The sequence below is a fragment of the Alpinimonas psychrophila genome, assembly GCF_014137865.1.
In the GTDB taxonomy this organism is placed as follows: domain Bacteria; phylum Actinomycetota; class Actinomycetes; order Actinomycetales; family Microbacteriaceae; genus Alpinimonas; species Alpinimonas psychrophila.
On record NZ_JACGWU010000004.1, the window covers coordinates 73,230 to 89,704 of the forward strand.

Sequence of the window (16,475 nt, forward strand, 5' to 3'; positions counted from 1 at the left end):
ATGGTCATAGAAACACAGGTCACAAAAACACTGATCGCTCCCAAAAACCGGGCGCGGTTCAACTCCCTCATGGTCGAGAGTGTTCGCCCACTTACCGCCGACAGCGTGGAAGTGACGTTCGCGGTGCCCGAGGCGCTTCACGGGCAATACAACTACGCGCCGGGGCAATACCTCGCGTTGCGCTCGACCCTGAACGGTCGTGAATTGCGCCGAAGCTACTCCATTTGCCGGCCCCCCACGGTGGGCTCGGTGAGTGTCGCCATCAAGCGGGATCTTGGGGGCGTTTTCTCCACGTGGGCCAACAGTGAGTTGCTCGCGGGGATGGCCATGGACGTCATGACGCCTCAGGGAACGTTCACGACAGGCCTTGACGATCTCGACAACCGCCGAATCGTAGGCATCGCGGCAGGCTCGGGAATCACTCCATTGATGTCGTTGGCGCGCACGGTGCTGGAGAAATCATCCACGTCACATTTCGTCTTGGTGTACACAAACCGCACCGCGCTGGATGTCATGTTCCTCGACGAACTGGCAGACCTTAAAGATAAGTTCCCCGCCCGTTTTGAGCTGTATCACGTGCTCTCGCGCCAGCAGCGATCGTCTCCTCTTCTCTCGGGACGCATCGACGAAGAGAAGCTGCGTCTCATGTTTGCCACCATCATTCGGCCGAGCACGGTGGACGAATGGTTCCTGTGCGGACCATTCGAGTTGGTGCAGCTATGCCGCGACACGTTGGCCGACGTGCACGTTCCCGCCTCGGACATTCGCTTTGAGCTCTTCTCGACCGGTGAACCCTACAAGCCCGAGGATGGCAACCAGCGCCCCGTGGTCGTTTTGAGTGGCGACAAGACCTTTGAGATTAACTTCACGCTGGATGGCGAGAGTGCCACCGTCACCACACCGGTCAATGCCAACGAGAGTATTCTCACCGCGGCCTTGCGCGTGCGGCCCGACGTGCCCTTTGCGTGTGCCGGTGGCGTGTGCGGTACGTGTCGCGCTCGCGTTGTCAGCGGTGACGTCAAAATGACCGAGAACTACGCACTGGAACCCGACGAACTAGCGCGTGGTTACGTACTGACCTGTCAGTCGCATCCCGTGAGCGACACCGTCGTCGTCGACTACGACGTCTAAAGGAGACTGCCCGCATGATTGATCTCACCATTGAGGACAACATCGCTCGCGTTGTGCTCAACGCTCCTCACAAGATGAACGCGCTCGACGAAGCGGGCATTTCTGAGTTGAGCAAGGCCTACGAGGACGCGGCGGCGGCCGGCGTTCGTGCTCTCATCTTGAGTGGTGAAGGCCGGGCGTTCTGTGCCGGGCGTGACATTTCTGCCGTCAATCCAGCAACGGATGATGTGCTCGCCTACCTCGGGGATCTCGTCACCCCTTTACTGCAGAAGATGAGTGCCTTTCCGGCACCGACCTTTGCGGCCGCCCACGGCGCATGTCTTGGAGTTGGCCTCGGACTGTTGATTGCCACCGACGTCGTGTACGTCGCCGACACCGCCAAAATCGGCTCCCCTTTTGCCAACCTCGGCGCCACGCTGGACTCGGGTGGCCACGCCCTCTTCGTGGAACGGCTCGGGGCGCACCGCACGCTTGACCTCATCTACTCGGGGGGTCTTATGACGGGCGTAGAGGCTGTCACGGCAGGACTGTTCAGCCAAGTTTTCCCTGCCGATGACCTGCAAAATGCCACGATGAAGGCTGCCACACATGCCGCTCAAGGCGCCACTCAAGCGTTCTTGGCCAGCAAAGAGTTGGTGCATTCTCTGCGCGACGACCGCCTTGGTCTCTGGCAGAGCATGGCGAATGAGAATGTGGCTCAGGCTGCCCTGTGTGCTACGGATGACTATCTCGAGGGCTTCGCAGCTTTCCAGGAGAAGCGCCCCGCCGTCTTTATTGGCTAGTTTTACCGCGACGTACTATACGAAAAGTCGGCACCAACCCTCACAGGTTAGTGCCGACTTTTCTGTGGCGCAGAGTCAGTGCTCCGAAACTCCGAGCGGGATGCCCTTGGTCTCTTTCACAAGACTGACCGCAATGAACGAGATGACGGCGAGACCCATGATGTACAGACCAATGGAGGGTGCCCATCCGGTCTGATCAAGCAACAACTGGGCAATCAGCGGCGCGAAAGCGCCACCAAGGATTGCTCCTAGGGCGTAGCCAATCGATACACCGGAGTACCGGACTTCGGCCGGGAACATCTCTGCATAGAGTGCAGCCTGTGGCCCGTAAGAGAAGCCTAAAGCGCTCGCCAAGATAACGAGCGCGAGAGCAAACAAGACAATGTTTCCGGTCCCGATGAGCAGGAACATGGGGATTGCCCAGACGAAGAGCAAAAGGTAGCCCAGCTGGAACGTGCGAATACGACCAATCTTGTCTGACAGGATTCCGCCAGCCATCGTGGAGGCCAACCAGAATACGGCGGCAATTGTACTCGCCAGAAGGACTGGTGAGCGCTCCATGCCAAGGCCGCCGGCTGCAACCGGCTTGGTGGCGAAGGAGGAGAAGAAGGCAATCAAAAGGTAACCGGCAGCGTTGTTCGCAATGAAGATGAGTGCGGTCAGTACTACCTGACGCCAGTGCTTCGTGAAGAGCTGCTTCAGGGGAGCAGCAGACTCCTTCTTGCGAGCTCGCATCTCAGTGAAAACGGGGCTTTCATCGACCGAGCGACGGATGATGAATCCGACGATGATAAGGATCACGGAGACGAGGAACGGAATTCGCCAGCCCCAGGCAAGGAAACTTGCGGAGCTCATGGAGGTGGTCACTAACAGCATGACGCCAGCAGCAAGGATGAGTCCTGCGGGAACGCCGATTTGTGGGTAGGCCCCGAAGAATCCCCGTTTGTTCGTGGGTGCGTGCTCCACGCTGAGCAATGCAGCACCGCCCCATTCCCCACCGGCAGAGAATCCCTGAAGGATTCGCAACACGATCAACAGGACTGGTGCCAAGACGCCGATTTGGTCAAAGGTCGGCAGCAAACCAATCAGTGCGGTTGCGGCACCCATGACGACGAGCGTGAAAACAAGCATTGCTTTGCGGCCGATTCGGTCACCGAGGTGGCCGGCCACGATAGCGCCGAGTGGACGGAACAGGAAGCTAATACCCAGAGAAGCCCAAGCAATGAGCTGTGCCAACGGAGCGTTGTTGCTTGCGAGGGGGGCGAAGTAAAGCCCAGCCAGAACAAGCCCAGCGGCTTGAGCATAAATAAAGAAGTCGTACCACTCGATGGTTGTCCCCACCATGGTGCCGACCAAGACTCGACGTTGTTCGCGACGGGTGACGCTCGTCGGCGGGGCGGCTTCAATTGTTGCTGTCATGGAATACTCCTTTGTATTTCAATATGGTTGCTTCCGTGCGCGCACAAAAGCGCGAACAATTCCCTATCTCAGTATAAGTAACCGAACAGTCGGTCACTTAATAGGAACGCTTTATGTTAGCCGCGAGGGGGCGCTCGCGCAACACGCCCGAGTCGAGTCGTGCAATACAAGGCGAAGCGGGGGTGCTCGCCCGTACTAACTAGGGAACGCGGGTGAGCCACTCCTGTGTACCGAACTTCTCAGTCACCAAAACCTCCGCCTGCGCGTACTCGTCTTCGGTGATCTCACCGGGTACGGCTCCATAAAGGCCGGCGAAGGTGGCCTTCATCCGTTCGATAATTTCGGCACGGGAGAGACCGGTCTGGCTGCGCAAAGGGTCGACACGCTTGGCGGCACTCTTGGTGCCCTTGTCGCTCATCTTTTCGCGGCCGATGCGCAGCACCTGCACCATCTTCTCGCCGTCCATGTCGTAACTCATGGTGACGTGGTGAAGTACGGCGCCGTTGCCAAGACGCTTTTGGGCGGCCCCGCCAATCTTGCCGGTGGGGCTCGTGATGTCGTTCAGCGGCATGTAGGTGGCGTCGATACCGAGGGACTTCAGGGCAGTGATGACCCACTCATCTAAGAAGGCGTAGGAGTCAGCAAAGCTCATGCCCTGCACGAGATCACCGGGAACATAGATGGAATAGGTGACGACCGAGCCGGCCTCCATGAACATGGCGCCGCCACCCGAGACGCGGCGCACGACCTCAAAACCGTGGGCCGCAGCCTGTTCGGGGTCGACCTCGTTTTTGAGGCTCTGAAAGCTGCCAATAACGACGGCGGGTTGATTCCATTCCCAAATGCGCAGGGTGGGCTGGCGGCGACCGGCGCCGACCTCGTTGGCCAGCACCTCATCCAGCGCCATGTGCATAACGGGCGAGACTGCCTTCGAATGGATGATCGCCCACTCGTAATCCCGCCACGCCGTTGCTTTGGCTAGGGAGCGTCGGACCGCAATGGCCACCGCCTCCGGCGTGAACCCGAGCAGGGTCGCGCCCTCGGGGAGTGCGGCACGAACGGCGGCCGCGATGGTGGTCGCGTCGCTTGTCTCAGGCAAGCCGTTGACCGCGGCATTGATCAGCGGCAAGGCTTCGTCGGGCTCCAAGAAGAAGTCTCCGGCAAGGCGGAAGTCTGTAATGCGGCCATCGGTCGTGTCGAGATCGACAACCACGAGTTTGCCGCCGGGAACCTTATATTCACCGTGCATGGGGGATGCTCCTTAGGGGAGTTTCGGCAAGAGGTTCGAGAACGCGAACCGCAACGCCGCGTGCTCCAGCCTACGCCCGGCGGGAGTCCCGTTCACGGCCGGCTCAAGGCTTACTCATAGCTCATGGTCTTATCGTGGAGGCATGCCTACTCGTCGCACCCGCAAGCGCGCCATTCTCGGCGGCGTTTCTGTGTTTGCCCTCGTCGTTTTAGCAGCGGGCGTCGCCGCGTGGGCTGACGGGCATCTTGCGGGCACGAATTCGACATTCGAGGCGGCCCAGGTTGCCGCATCACCTGCAGCTACGGTCAACCCTTCCGCCACAGTTGATCTCACTCCGTTGGATGACCCCGCTCCTATCGTGGATCCGGCCAGCAGCTCGGCGCTGAACGTGGTGGCCATCGGGGACTCGATCATGGCGGGTAGTGGGCTTAATGACGATGAATCGTGGCTCGCCATTGTTGCTGAGTCTCACGGATGGAAACTCACCAACCTTGCCAGCGACGGATCGGGATTTGTGACGGTCGGAGACGACGGCGATACCTTCTCTGATCAAACAATTGTGGCGCTTAGCCTGCATCCGGATGTCATCATTTTGAGTGGCAGTAGCAACGATCTTGGGGTGAGCCAGGCTGTTTTAGCCAATGCAACGACAGCCCTCATCGAACGGATTCACCTCGTGCTTCCTCAAACAATCATTCTGACGGTGGATGCCATCTGGGGCGACACCGATTTTCCTGGCCAATTGAGCGAAATGGATGCTTCGGTCAAGCTAGCCTCGGCCAGAGCCAGCGGTGCCTACCTCGATATCGGGCAGCCCCTCTCGGGCATACCAAACCTGATGCAAGCGGATGGCGTTCACCCCAACGTTGCGGGCCAAGCTGCGTTGGCTCAGGCCTTCGACGCAGCTCTTGAGGCGAGTGGCCTCAACCTGTAAAAGCTCGCGCGCACTCTAGACTCGGGCCATATCCCCCTTGACTTCTTCGCCCTTGATTCCCGGCACGTCCTACCGCGGACTGATCGCGGCCGTTACGCTGCTGGTGGCATCCGTCATTGTGGTCGCCACAGGAATCCTGCCGTGGAACGAATTCGTGACGTTGAAAGACCGGGTTATTCCTGTCCTCGGATTCGTTGTGGCAATAACGGTCGTCACCGAACTCGCGGCGGCCGCCGGGGTCTTCGCAGCACTCGTTGAACGGCTCGCTCAGTGGGGCTTCGCGAAACGCTGGATCCTGTGGCTGTTCGTATTGGGGTTGGCCACCGTAAGTACCATCTTCTTGTCGCTGGACACAACCGCGGTCCTCGTCACCCCCGTTGTGGTGCTGCTCGCAATTCACGTCGGCATGCCTCCGATGCCCTTTGCCCTCGCCACAATCTGGCTTGCAAACACGGCTTCCCTACTGTTACCGGTCTCAAATCTCACGAACCTCCTCGCTGAAACGAAGATGGCAATGGATGGGCCTGTCGGCTTCGCGGCGCTCGTCTGGGCCCCGGCACTCGTCGGGATCCTTGTTCCCGTGGCTGTGTTGAGCGTAATGTTTCGTCGCTCCCTTCGGGGTGCCTATGTCGTTCCACCGCGATCCCCCGTCAATGACAGGCACCTTCTTCTCGTTAGCGCCGCCGTTCTCATTGTGCTGTTGCCCTTTCTCGTGTCCGGCCTGCCGGTCTGGATGCCAGCGACAGTCGCCGCCATTGTGCTAGTCATAGTTTTTGCAGTTCGGCAACCAGCTTCCGTCTCTGGGCTTGCGGGTCTGTGGCTTGTGCCGTGGCGCCCGGTGGCAATTGCGTTCGGCCTTTTTGTGCTCGTGGATGCTGCCCAGGTCAATGGATTAGCCGCCATTGTGGGCACCGTTGCCGGCTCCGGAACAGACTTCTTCAGTCTTCTCCAGCTGTCGGCGCTGGGCACTTTGGTCGCCAATGGCATCAACAATCTGCCGGCGTATCTGGTCTTGGAGCCTGTTGGTACGTCTTCCGTTCGGCTCGCAGCCCTGTTAATTGGCGTCAACCTCGGACCGCTCATTACCCCATGGGCTTCCCTGGCAACCCTGCTCTGGTATCAAAAAGTTAGTGCGCTCGGAGTGAGGGTGTCATGGGGTAAATTCGCGCTCGCCGGCCTCGTTGTGGTGGCCGTGACGATCCCCCTTGGGACACTCGCATTGTTGGCCGTTGCCCAATAACGTTCAGATAACGTTCAGTAAACACTCAGCAAAAAGCACCCCACTTGGGCTGCCGGCGTACTAGTTTCGTTCAAGGGGAACTCTTCTCCAGTGTTTGAACGCCTCGAAGGTCTTCATTGCCTTGAGGCCCGTAACCCAAGGAGCCACACGCACATGAACAGCACATTCATCAAAATCACGACCATCACGGCCATTTCTGCCGCCGCAATCTTCGGCCTTGCAGCATGTTCGTCCGGTACCGACGCCAACAAAGATTCCGACGTGGATAACTCCAGCACGAGCCAGCTCGTTGGCCCCATCGTCGTTGATGTCGCCACACTCGAGGGCACGGATGTCACCGTCAACCAGGGTCAGATGATTGACATCACGACGGGCAACCTGGACCCCGCTACCTTCACGGCAAAGATTGCCGACACCAAAATCGCAACGTTCACCGCGGGTGGCAAAAATGGATCAGCCACCTTCAACCCCGGGATTACCGGCGTTGCATCTGGCATGACGAAGGTTGCTCTGACCGACTCCGCGACCGGTAAGGTCTACAACTTCACGGTAACCGTCAACTAATTTCACCAAGCGGTGCTGGCCTCATCCTGAGAGGGATGGGGCCATTAGTGTTGTAACCGATGTCACCTCAACGCCACACCTCGCCTCTCCCCGTTTGGCTTGCGCTGATTTTTGCTGCGCTGGCGGGCTCTCTTATGACGGTTCAGGCGCGCGTTAATAGTGAATTGGCGACGCGCATCGATAACGGATTCGTGGCCGCCACAATTTCCTTCGGGAGCGGGCTCTTGATTTTGTGCGTGGTCATGCTGGCGTCGAGGCGAAGCCGGGAAGGTCTTCGCCTCGTGAAAGCGCACATCAAAGATGGCTCGTTCCCTTGGGCTTTCACCCTGGCTGGTGGCATTGGCGCGGGCTATGTGCTTTCGCAGGGCCTCGTCATTGGAATCACGGGTGTGGCTCTTTTTACGGTTGCTTTCATCGCTGGGCTCACGGTTGGCGGGTTGCTCTTGGACATGTGGGGTATCGGTCCTGCCGGTCATCGACCCCTGACAATTCCTCGAGTGGCCGGTGCCCTTCTGGCGATTAGTGCGGTCATCATCGCTCTTGTGGGCCAACCAACCACGGTGATCTCTTACTTCCCTCTCGTGTTACCGGCATTCTTCGGGGTGCTTGTTGCCTGGCAACAAGCGGCGAACGGCCGCCTTGCGATGGTGGCACAGACACCATGGGCGGCAACATTTTTGAACTTCTTAGTCGGAACCGGGGTTCTGATCGTGGCGGTCGCCATTCACTCGGTCTCTGTAGGGCCGGCCACGGCATTTCCTGCGGTCCTTCCGAGCGATCTGTGGCTTTACCTCGGCGGCGCGGCCGGTGTTATCTTCATCGCGACGACGGCTCTTGTTGTGAGAATCATCGGAGTTTTGTTGCTGAGCTTAGGCTCCGTCGCGGGGCAACTCATAACCGCCTTGACGTTAGACGTTATTTTTCCTTCGGCGCATCATCTCGCCGTCGCCACCATCGTGGGGACTGGATTAACACTCGCCGCCGCCGTGATTGCCACCATCCCGCGGCGACACGCAGGCGGCCACAAAGCGCCACCCACCACGTAAAACTTTTCTCTGTTACGTCGTGTGACAAACAGTTTCGCTTTTAGTTTGGCGCCTGCCTAACGTAGAGACACCCGAGAAAGTCGGGCCCCTACTTTTTCAAGGAGTCAGCATGAGCGCAACACTCGAGACCAGCATTGTCCCGACTATTACTGACGAGGACCGCGCGACGCGGCTCACGGAAGCCGGAACGTTCTGGGGCGGCCACATCGCCACGGGTGTTAACAACGCCAAGCTGACATACCTGGTCAAGGGCTACGGCGAAGGCTCTGTTGCCACGCGCATCACCGCTGGCAAGCACGAGTTCTTTATCGACGAGCCTGCCGGGCTTGCCGGCGATGACATCGCGGCTAGCCCGGTCGAGGTTGCTCTCGGCGCTCTTATTGCCTGCCAGATTGTGGTGTACCGCTTATTCGCTCAGAACCTCGGCATCACGATTGATACGATTGACGCCAAGGCAGAGGGTGACCTTGATGTTCAGGGTCTCTTCGGCATAGATGAGACCGTGCGCCCGGGCTTCTCTGCCATCCGTCTCGTTATTCACGTGACCGGACCCGAAACACAAGCACGTTACGACGAACTGCACGCCTTCGTTGATGCCCACTGCCCCGTACTTGATCTGTTCTCCAATGCAACGCCTGTTGCTGTGGAGCTCGTCGCTAACTAACCGCCGAGCAACAACCCGCGCAGGCGATCCGTGGAGTAAACGGTGGCCATGGCACCCTTGGCTTCGGCAGGGGAGCCGTAGCCCCACTCCACAATGATCGAGGGAACATCAAAGGCAGCAGCGCCCTCCACATCGTAGATGCGGTCCCCGACCATAACGGTGAGCGAAGTGTCATGGCCCAAGGCGGCGAGCTCAGCGAGGGCATGACCGACAATGGCGGTTTTCGTGGCGCGGGTCTCGTCTTCCGTGGCCCCAGCAACAACCGTGAAAAAATGGCGCAAGTCGAAGTGATCGAGAATGCGGGACGCCTGTGCTTCGGGCTTGCTGGTGACAATCGCCATCGGCACGTCGGCTTCGGCCAGGGACTCTAAAAGGCCGACAATTCCGGGAAAAACCGCCGAGTCAAAGGCGCCATCTTTGCGAAAGTCCTGGCGATAGACCCGGAGGGCGTTTTGAGCTGCTTCTTCGCTGAGACCGGCGCGATTGCGAAATGAGTCCAGAAGAGGCGGCCCCACGTAGTGCATCAGTTCGTCGTGCGGAGGAACTGGCAAACCGAGGTACGCGAAGGTGTCGACGAGGGACTGAACAATTCCGGGGGCAGAATCAAGAATGGTGCCATCGAGATCGAACAGCACGCTGGTCCAATTGCGTGTGAGCGTTGTAGTCATAACTGAGTAAGCCTAGAACAATCTCAGGTGCGCGTCATCCATCCCGCGCATTGCTTCATAATCGAGTACCAAACATGTAATACCGCGGTCTTCTGCGAGGGTTCGGGCCTGGGGCTTGATTTCTTGGGCGGCAAAGACGCCGGCGACAGGCGCGAGGTGCGGGTCGCGGTTCATGAGCGTGAGATATCGCGTGAGTTGTTCCACCCCGTCGATATCACCCCGGCGCTTTATCTCGATGGCCACGGCGGCACCCTTGGCATCCCGGGCCAAGATATCTACCGGCCCAATCGCCGTCATGTGCTCGCGCCGCACGAGCGTGAACCCCTCGCCGAGAAGCTCGATTTGCTCGGCCAATAACTTCTGCAGGTCAGCTTCGACACCGTTCTTGATCAGGCCGGGTTCTTCGCCCAACTCATGAATAACCTCGCTGAATATTTCATGGATGCTCACCACCAGCATGTCGGCCGTCTTCGAGTGCGTGACGCGCCAAACTTGCGTCACCCCAAACTCGGCTTGCTCTTCTTCGGGCTCGTGCACGGTGAGAAGGCAGGGCGGACTCATCCAGTTCAAAGGCTTGTAGGAGCCCCCATCGGAATGAATGAGCAGACTGCCGTCTTGCTTGAGCACCAGCAGGCGCGTCGCCAGCGGGAGGTGCGCACTGAGGCGGCCGGCGTAGTCCACGGAGCACTGGGCTATAACTAAACGCACGGGACCACGCTACAGGGTGAGCTCTGCCGACTGGATAGGGCGTGTGCGAAACGGGTTGCCGCAACCTTCAACGTAGGGGCGGTCGCGGAATGACTAAGCCGGTAGTTGCTGCGTAACCTCACGCTGATGAGAGACGAGACGTTCGAGATCCAAGAATTCCTCGAGGCGCGAACGTGACCGAACCCATTCGCCGCCGCGCGAACCCAACTTGGAAAGAGACTTGACGCGCAAGCCGGGGGAGAACAGGGCGTACTCGTCTCCAACTCGTTGTTGAGATGAGGCGGTGTGCTTGATCGCAAACTCCGCACAGCGGAGTCCGCGGTAGAGAACTTCTGGCACCCGCGGGTCGTGGTCGTAGCTCAGCAACCACGATCGGGGGCCGTCGCGAAGGTACTTCGCCAGCTCCATGTGATCGGCCCATTTGAGGCTGTTCATGTAAAGTCCAGGGCCATGCTTGATATAGGGCGGGTCGAGATAGGTGAAAGTGCTTTCGCGATCCAGCCCCGCTAAGAAGTCCAGCGCCTCCAATTGTGAGACGGAGATGCGATCGGCGAGGCGACCGACTTCGACGAGCTTCTCGACGATGCGCGGCACCGAGAATCGTGCGTCGATCTTCCAATTTCCGTCCTGATTCAGTCCACCGATCGGTCGAGCGTTGAGGATTCCAGAACGATTCGTACGGTTGAGGAAAAGGACCGCGTAAGCGAGGTCGAGGGAGCCCTCGGCGGATGGATCGAGGTAGATGGCTCGTTGCGCGTGCCAGGTGTCGATCGAGACGGGCGTGGACAAGGTTTTTGCGATCAAGTCCGCGGTTGAGGCAACGGCGTGACTCCAGAATGTCGCGACACGCGGGTCCAGGTCGTTGATGAAGATCTGCTCGACCACTCCACGCCGGAGCAGCGACAGCGCAGCGCCGGCGCCTCCTGCGTATGGTTCGGCGTAGGCGGTGAGCCTCGGCATTGATTGCGCGCTGATCAGCTCCGCCAAAAAGGGTGTGAGAGCGGTCTTTCCGCCCGGGTACCGCAGCGGGCTAGGCGTTTCCATCACGCCCCGCGTTCTTGATCATGCCGTCTAGTTCCCGGAGGTAGCTTACGAAAGTAGCCGACAGGTTGGAAACGGCCTCAGCGCTTGTGGGGAATGCGGACGTGCTGTGAACGTAGTCGTGCAGCGATCGAAAATCGGGGCCTGAGACGAACCGGTTTACGGGACCCGTCACGGTCTTGTGAACGCCAGAGGCTGTGAGCGCCGCGAGCGCTTTCTCGATCTTGGCGCCGAGCCGTGCGTCGATGGTTGTACCTGGCACAACGCCAGCCGCGACGGCGTCGTCTGTCGCCAACTCCACCACGACTCTTATGAGAATCGCGCCGGTGTTCAGCGCTTTACTCAGCTCGAGTTTTTGTGCCTCCCAAAGCAGCGCCTGAACCCGCGTGCTGACGTGATGCAGCGACAGCCCGGAAAACAAGGTGTGTTTGGGCTTTGGCTGTGCAAGTGTAGTAGTGACTCCGGCCGGGGTAGGCCGTTCTTGTGCAGGTGCTGGGTCGTTCTCAGTGCTGACGGTGGTCTCTTGAGACCCTGATTCGGCAGTCGGGTCAGACGTCTCGTCTCCAGTTAGACCTTCGGGCGTTGGGGCTGGGGGCTGGGTTTCTGCCGCGGTGCCACTCTCGGTGGAGGCGCTATCGGGCTCCGTGGTCTCCGGCGCAGCGGTCGGTGATTCGTCTTCGGCCGGCGTTCGAAAGCTCGCCGCCCGCTGCACGAACGCCGTTCTCTGGTCGCGCGTGTGGATGGTCGATACGGTCAGGTCACCAAGAGCGTTGAGAACCGCGATCCAAAATGCGAGGTCCTCCTCTATCTGATTCGCAGACTCCACTTTCCCTCCGCGAACACGTATCCCGAACTCAGCTTGAAATGGCAGAAACTGAAGGATTCGACCAAGATTCGTGGACTTCTTCCGGGCCTTGTTGACGGCCGCTATGAGTTCGGGGCTGTCGGGGTGGCGTTCCAAAAGAAAGGAGGTGATGGCTATGGCGATCGCAGTCTGGCCCGTCGTGCCGCCTGAGAAACGAGACTTCTGTTCCGGCCCCCATTGCTTTGTGCCCGCGCCCCCGGCAGGACCGGCGTGCTTGCGTTCGATCCAGTGTCGACCTGCTTCACGGCTCGGTGCAATGGTGCAGGCTATGGCCTTGGGCGCGCTCGACGGCTTCACGGCCGAAAGCGTCTTGGCAAGAGCTGGGAAGTCCTCGGGTGCGGCGATCTGGCGGGCTATGAGTTTGACCGCGGCTATGCGCCGGTTGCCTTCGAGGACGACGAACTTGTCTTCCTCCTCGAACACCATTACTAGATCGATGGGGCTCAACCCATTGTTCGTAATGTCGTCGATGAGGTTGATCATCTCGATTTCGCCGCGGTCTGCTTCCAACAGCGCGTAGACAAGATCGTCTTCAGTCATGCCTTCGCCCTCAAGGCGCGGGTTCCCCGAATCCAATTCGAGTTTGGATACGGGAATCGATTGACGGCGCATAGAGACAGTGTGGCGGACAAAACGCATTCACCGGGAAGCTACACGCCCTTTCTTCAGATAGCCGAGTCCTGGCTATCTGAAGGTCAAGCGGATTGACAGCCGAGAAATTCGCGTCCCCAGTCGAACTGCCCGGCATAGGCGAGGCGGCTGTGGTCGTCGATAACGACGCGGACGCAATCGAACCCGATCCCACGACCCCAGACCGATTCGGACCTGCCATGAGCGCGCCATCCGCCACCGTCGGGGATCCAGCCCGGTTTCTTCAATATCCGGCCGTGTAATCATGACCGCATGACTCTTTCTACCATCGCGCAGACCGACGTCCCGGACGGTCTGCGCGATGTGGTCGCCATTGACGCTGGCGGCGAGTCCAGCTTTGCGCTTCGGCGAGACGGGTCAGCCGTGCACTGGGGTATGTACGCCTCGGGCGGTGTTCGGACGATGCACGTTCCTGGGTTCTCCATCCTCAGTATTGGGGTCGGTGATACGCACCTCTCTGCTGTGTTCAACGACGTTGAAGTAGGCGGAAGCTCCATCGATCTTGCCGCGGTGTGCAAGCCTGTTCCGCCGCCGCGCCCGATTCCGTTCCTTACGGCAGCGTGCCAGTTGGTGCACTCAGACGGCGCGAGATGAAATACACACCTAAGCGCCGCTCAACCAGTTCAAAGGCTTATAGCTGAGGGAGTCGCTATGGACGAGGACCGAACCGTCTGCTTTCAGCAACAGAAGCCTTGTTGCTAAAGGCAAGTGGGCGCTAAGGCGTCCGGCGTAGTCCACCGAGCAGCGGGCGATGACAAGTCTCACTTACCCAGAGTACGGGGTCGGGTGAACCCCGAGCGTAGGGGGCGGGCTCAACCTTCGTCGGCATTAAGATGCCGGTGGGGATGTCCTTCGGGTGTGGAAAACGGTGTGGGGACGCTCGACGGGTAGCAGCCGCCGTAACTTGTCGCGATACGGCTCGATGTCGAACGGCATTAACGGGTCAGCGTCCTTGACGTACAGAGGGTGGTGCGGGTGGCCGTCCTTGCTGATTGGGCCATGTGAGAACCACCTGGCGTTCGTCAGCTCCGGCAGCTCGAGCAACTCAATCAAGGTCGGCACGAGGGACAGGCGCTTCGTGATCAGGGCTCCCCACGCAGCCCACACGTCAGGGTCGCAGTCGTTTAGGACCTTCCTGATCTGGCGTGCATTGGCCTCAACTAGCTCTGAGTCGAGTTCCACTGGGAGCCCCGCAGGGTCCGTACTCCTGAGCGGGTACACGTTGAGCATCAGGAAACTGTCATACCCGTGGAATGCGGCAACAGCTTGGACCCGCGTTAGCGTGGCGTCCAATCGGGTGGGAGTTGCAGTGCTCGGGTTGAGACCGATGCAGACCAGTGGCCTTTCGCCGACGGCGCCTAGCGCAAAGCGTGCGCTGTTGTCCTCAGTGCGCTCGTAGAGCCACTCCATTCAAGCTCCCTACGCGAGTTTGTCCTGGTTCCGAGCGTACCGAACATGCCTGACACTGATCGAGCGTAGTGATGGGGTCGGACAGTCCTCAGCGCCCCTTCGCGCCTGCCCTCAGATGCGGCGGCCACCTCTTGCGGACCCACATCGACAACATCACGGTCGGGGAGGCGCTCGACTTACGAGCTACGCCATACAAAAGGCGACGTTAGGGTTTCCAGCTCGGGGAGTATGAGCGCACGAGAACGCTGCCGTCGGCCTTGAGCTGCAGAAGCCAAAGTGCGGGAGGAATGTGGGCGGTGAGCCTCCGCGCGCAGTCCACGGAGCGCCTAGCTATGCCGAGTCGCAGTCTTCCGCGGCAGTGGGGCTATGGTGCCGTGCGTCGGCAGGCCTATCGATCCGACTTGCCGAGATTACAGCGGTCGCAGAGCACTCGAAGGTTCTCTGGGAGAGTTTCCCCGCCCTTGCTGTAGGGGACTTCATGGTCAATGTGGAGCACTACCCCGACTTCGGTGGCAGGTGAACGCCCGCAACTGACACAGGTGAACCCATCCCGTTGGAGAACCTCCCACCGCAAACGGAGGCTAGGGCTTCTCCCGGTGGTGTGGCCCTTTACGACTTCGGTGGTCGGGGGAACAACGACGGCGTCATCAGCGGAGTCCGCCCACCCTTGAAACTTGAGGAGTGCCTTCCCCCAAGACCCGAAGCGCTTCGCATAGCCCTCGGGAGTATGGCGGGTACCTCTCATGTCGCCGTAGGAAGGCTGTCTACCGAGAGTCGTCCATACCTCGAAGATGTTCGTCATCCACTCGGTGTCATCGTGTCCGAGGTCAGGGCGACCACTCTTCAGCCCGGCGCGTCCAATTGCCTCAGTCCAACCGCCGAGCCGTCGGTGAATGGTCGTCGGGTGGTACTGCCCGAAGCGCTCGTACTCTTCGCGAGTGAGCGACCCGTGCCCCAGTTCTTCGGCCACGCGGAGAAGGTCGTGGGCGACGTCGTCATCGGTGGCGTAGCGCGCCGAAAGACGAACCCGCATGCCTTTCGATGACGATTCACTCATAGGTCAAGTCTGCCCGACGGGAAATACACACCTAAGCACGGCTCATCCAGTTCAGCGGCTTGTACGAACCACCATCGGAGTGAACGAGCAGGCTCCCGTCTTGCTTGAGGAGCAGCAACCGGGTTGCCAGCGGGAGGTGCGCACTGAGGTGCCCCGCGTAGTCCACCGAGCAACGGGCGATAACAAGTCTCACTTAACCAGAGTACGGGGTCGGCTCAACCCTAAGCGCAGGGGGCGGGCTCAACCCTAGCTGGGCTCCGGGACGTGAACACGACGAGCGATCTTCGCTTCGTCGGAACCACGCCAGACACAATCGGTGTGGGAACGAATTTGAACGTCACCGCCGAGGTCCTCAACTACGAAGCCAGCTCGTGCTTGCTCCTGCTGGACCCCGTATCGACCGCGGTCCGGTAGACGCGTAAAAGGCACGTCAGACGAGCCGTGTCGTGCTCCAGGTGCTCGTGGGTAATGCTGCCCGCGGTCATGAAGGGGAATTCTTGTACGGCAGGCCAACGACGTTCGTTGATTAGTCAAGCAGGCCCAGGTACCGCGGACGACACTTCATCGCGTGAATTACCTCTTCAGTACCGTCGTCCCAGACGAGCACTACAGTTTCGAGCAGTCGCGCCTGCGTATCGAACCCAATCCGCAGTTGACGCTGGGGGTTCTCATCGTCGAGAGGTCCGGAAACCGAAGGGTTACCTGCCGTGGCAAGGGTATCTTCGTCGCTCACGCCGTGCTTCCGAGCAGACGGGCGAACGATCACGCGACGTGGGTCCACGCGTCTATCGCCGCGCGAATTGCCTCGGAACGATTCAGCCCTTCTCGTTCCGCCCGAGCCATGACTGCGGCGAGTTCGTCGGTCGTCAGGCGCACCGGAATGACCTGTGCAGGCGCGGTGCCACGTGGAGTGCGACCCCAGCGGGCACGGAGCTGGTCGACGTCGTAACCCGTCTCAGCCTGGGCAACCCACTGGTCGACCTGCGATTCGCCGACCTCACGGCCTTGGATGATGCGCTTCATAACTTCATCGTAATACGAAAGAG

19 protein-coding genes and 3 pseudogenes are annotated in these 16,475 nt (G+C 59.7%); 9 read left to right on the top strand and 13 right to left on the bottom strand.

Features of this window, described 5'->3' with window-relative positions; genetic code table 11:
* Positions 1 to 1,131: a 1,2-phenylacetyl-CoA epoxidase subunit PaaE gene (gene paaE, locus FB555_RS07325; RefSeq protein WP_182484828.1), complete on the top strand. Its 1,131-nt coding sequence runs from the start codon at positions 1 to 3 to the stop codon at positions 1,129 to 1,131.
* Positions 1,132 to 1,145: 14 nt separating this feature from the next.
* Complete coding sequence (locus FB555_RS07330) at positions 1,146 to 1,913, top strand: enoyl-CoA hydratase/isomerase family protein (protein ID WP_182484829.1); 768 nt, start codon at positions 1,146 to 1,148, stop codon at positions 1,911 to 1,913.
* 75 nt (positions 1,914 to 1,988) lie between these two features.
* Here FB555_RS07330 and FB555_RS07335 read toward each other — a convergent pair whose 3' ends face one another.
* Entirely contained in the window at positions 1,989 to 3,332 is a 1,344-nt protein-coding gene (locus FB555_RS07335; protein WP_182484830.1) for an MFS transporter, read from the bottom strand.
* Positions 3,333 to 3,531: 199 nt separating this feature from the next.
* Positions 3,532 to 4,581, bottom strand: coding sequence for a lipoate-protein ligase LplAB (gene lplAB, locus FB555_RS07340; RefSeq protein WP_182484831.1), 1,050 nt, complete (start codon positions 4,579 to 4,581; stop codon positions 3,532 to 3,534).
* Positions 4,582 to 4,723: 142 nt separating this feature from the next.
* Between lplAB and FB555_RS07345 the strand changes: the two genes are divergently transcribed.
* From FB555_RS07345 to FB555_RS07365, 5 genes are all read left to right on the top strand, one after another.
* Positions 4,724 to 5,515, top strand: coding sequence for an SGNH/GDSL hydrolase family protein (locus FB555_RS07345; protein ID WP_182484832.1), 792 nt, complete (start codon positions 4,724 to 4,726; stop codon positions 5,513 to 5,515).
* 52 nt (positions 5,516 to 5,567) lie between these two features.
* Positions 5,568 to 6,755 (top strand): SLC13 family permease, encoded by a 1,188-nt coding sequence (locus FB555_RS07350; RefSeq protein WP_246323648.1) that lies wholly within the window; start codon positions 5,568 to 5,570, stop codon positions 6,753 to 6,755.
* Between the two features lie 153 nt (positions 6,756 to 6,908).
* Positions 6,909 to 7,319: a hypothetical protein gene (locus FB555_RS07355; protein WP_182484833.1), complete on the top strand. Its 411-nt coding sequence runs from the start codon at positions 6,909 to 6,911 to the stop codon at positions 7,317 to 7,319.
* Between the two features lie 59 nt (positions 7,320 to 7,378).
* On the top strand, positions 7,379 to 8,365 hold the full coding sequence (locus FB555_RS07360) for a DMT family transporter (protein WP_182484834.1): 987 nt from the start codon (positions 7,379 to 7,381) through the stop codon (positions 8,363 to 8,365).
* 109 nt (positions 8,366 to 8,474) lie between these two features.
* Positions 8,475 to 9,029 carry an OsmC family protein gene (locus tag FB555_RS07365; RefSeq protein WP_182484835.1) on the top strand — a complete coding sequence of 185 codons (555 nt, stop codon included), beginning with the start codon at positions 8,475 to 8,477 and terminating at the stop codon, positions 9,027 to 9,029.
* Here the strand turns inward: FB555_RS07365 and FB555_RS07370 are convergent.
* The 5 genes and pseudogenes from FB555_RS07370 to FB555_RS07390 all read right to left on the bottom strand — a co-directional run.
* Positions 9,026 to 9,697, bottom strand: a complete 672-nt coding sequence (locus FB555_RS07370; RefSeq protein WP_182484836.1) for an HAD hydrolase-like protein — start codon at positions 9,695 to 9,697, stop codon at positions 9,026 to 9,028. The two genes, FB555_RS07365 and FB555_RS07370, sit on opposite strands and share 4 nt — an antisense overlap.
* A gap of 12 nt (positions 9,698 to 9,709) precedes the next feature.
* Positions 9,710 to 10,405 carry an endonuclease NucS gene (gene nucS / locus FB555_RS07375; RefSeq protein ID WP_182484837.1) on the bottom strand — a complete coding sequence of 232 codons (696 nt, stop codon included), beginning with the start codon at positions 10,403 to 10,405 and terminating at the stop codon, positions 9,710 to 9,712.
* 93 nt (positions 10,406 to 10,498) lie between these two features.
* Positions 10,499 to 11,449 carry a DNA adenine methylase gene (locus FB555_RS07380; RefSeq protein ID WP_246323655.1) on the bottom strand — a complete coding sequence of 317 codons (951 nt, stop codon included), beginning with the start codon at positions 11,447 to 11,449 and terminating at the stop codon, positions 10,499 to 10,501.
* Positions 11,436 to 12,851: a hypothetical protein gene (locus tag FB555_RS07385; protein ID WP_182484839.1), complete on the bottom strand. Its 1,416-nt coding sequence runs from the start codon at positions 12,849 to 12,851 to the stop codon at positions 11,436 to 11,438. The genes FB555_RS07380 and FB555_RS07385 overlap by 14 nt, the downstream gene beginning before the upstream one ends.
* Before the next feature lie 203 nt (positions 12,852 to 13,054).
* Positions 13,055 to 13,189: pseudogene (locus tag FB555_RS07390) on the bottom strand (IS481 family transposase); the annotation flags it as partial.
* Positions 13,190 to 13,214: 25 nt separating this feature from the next.
* Between FB555_RS07390 and FB555_RS07395 the strand changes: the two are divergent.
* Positions 13,215 to 13,556, top strand: a complete 342-nt coding sequence (locus tag FB555_RS07395) for an RCC1 domain-containing protein (RefSeq protein WP_182484840.1) — start codon at positions 13,215 to 13,217, stop codon at positions 13,554 to 13,556.
* Between the two features lie 18 nt (positions 13,557 to 13,574).
* On the opposite strand, the pseudogene FB555_RS07400 reads toward FB555_RS07395, so the two are convergent.
* The 4 genes and pseudogenes from FB555_RS07400 to FB555_RS07415 form a co-directional block, all read right to left on the bottom strand.
* Positions 13,575 to 13,727: pseudogene (locus FB555_RS07400) on the bottom strand (endonuclease NucS); the annotation flags it as partial.
* Positions 13,728 to 13,790: 63 nt separating this feature from the next.
* Entirely contained in the window at positions 13,791 to 14,372 is a 582-nt protein-coding gene (locus FB555_RS07405; RefSeq protein WP_182484841.1) for a DUF1643 domain-containing protein, read from the bottom strand.
* Between the two features lie 388 nt (positions 14,373 to 14,760).
* Positions 14,761 to 15,429 carry a homing endonuclease associated repeat-containing protein gene (locus FB555_RS07410; protein ID WP_182484842.1) on the bottom strand — a complete coding sequence of 223 codons (669 nt, stop codon included), beginning with the start codon at positions 15,427 to 15,429 and terminating at the stop codon, positions 14,761 to 14,763.
* Positions 15,430 to 15,469: 40 nt separating this feature from the next.
* A pseudogene (locus FB555_RS07415) lies at positions 15,470 to 15,622 on the bottom strand (endonuclease NucS); the annotation flags it as partial.
* Between the two features lie 71 nt (positions 15,623 to 15,693).
* Between FB555_RS07415 and FB555_RS10965 the strand changes: the two are divergent.
* The gene (locus FB555_RS10965; RefSeq protein WP_182484843.1) at positions 15,694 to 15,843 is read left to right on the top strand and encodes a DUF4839 domain-containing protein; all 150 of its coding nucleotides are present in this window, start codon (positions 15,694 to 15,696) and stop codon (positions 15,841 to 15,843) included.
* Positions 15,844 to 15,955: 112 nt separating this feature from the next.
* Here the strand turns inward: FB555_RS10965 and FB555_RS10970 are convergent, their stop codons facing one another.
* Both FB555_RS10970 and FB555_RS07430 read right to left on the bottom strand, forming a co-directional pair.
* Entirely contained in the window at positions 15,956 to 16,162 is a 207-nt protein-coding gene (locus tag FB555_RS10970) for a hypothetical protein (RefSeq protein ID WP_343046426.1), read from the bottom strand.
* Positions 16,163 to 16,191: 29 nt separating this feature from the next.
* Entirely contained in the window at positions 16,192 to 16,452 is a 261-nt protein-coding gene (locus FB555_RS07430) for a ribbon-helix-helix protein, CopG family (protein ID WP_182484844.1), read from the bottom strand.
* Positions 16,453 to 16,475 lie beyond the last annotated feature (23 nt).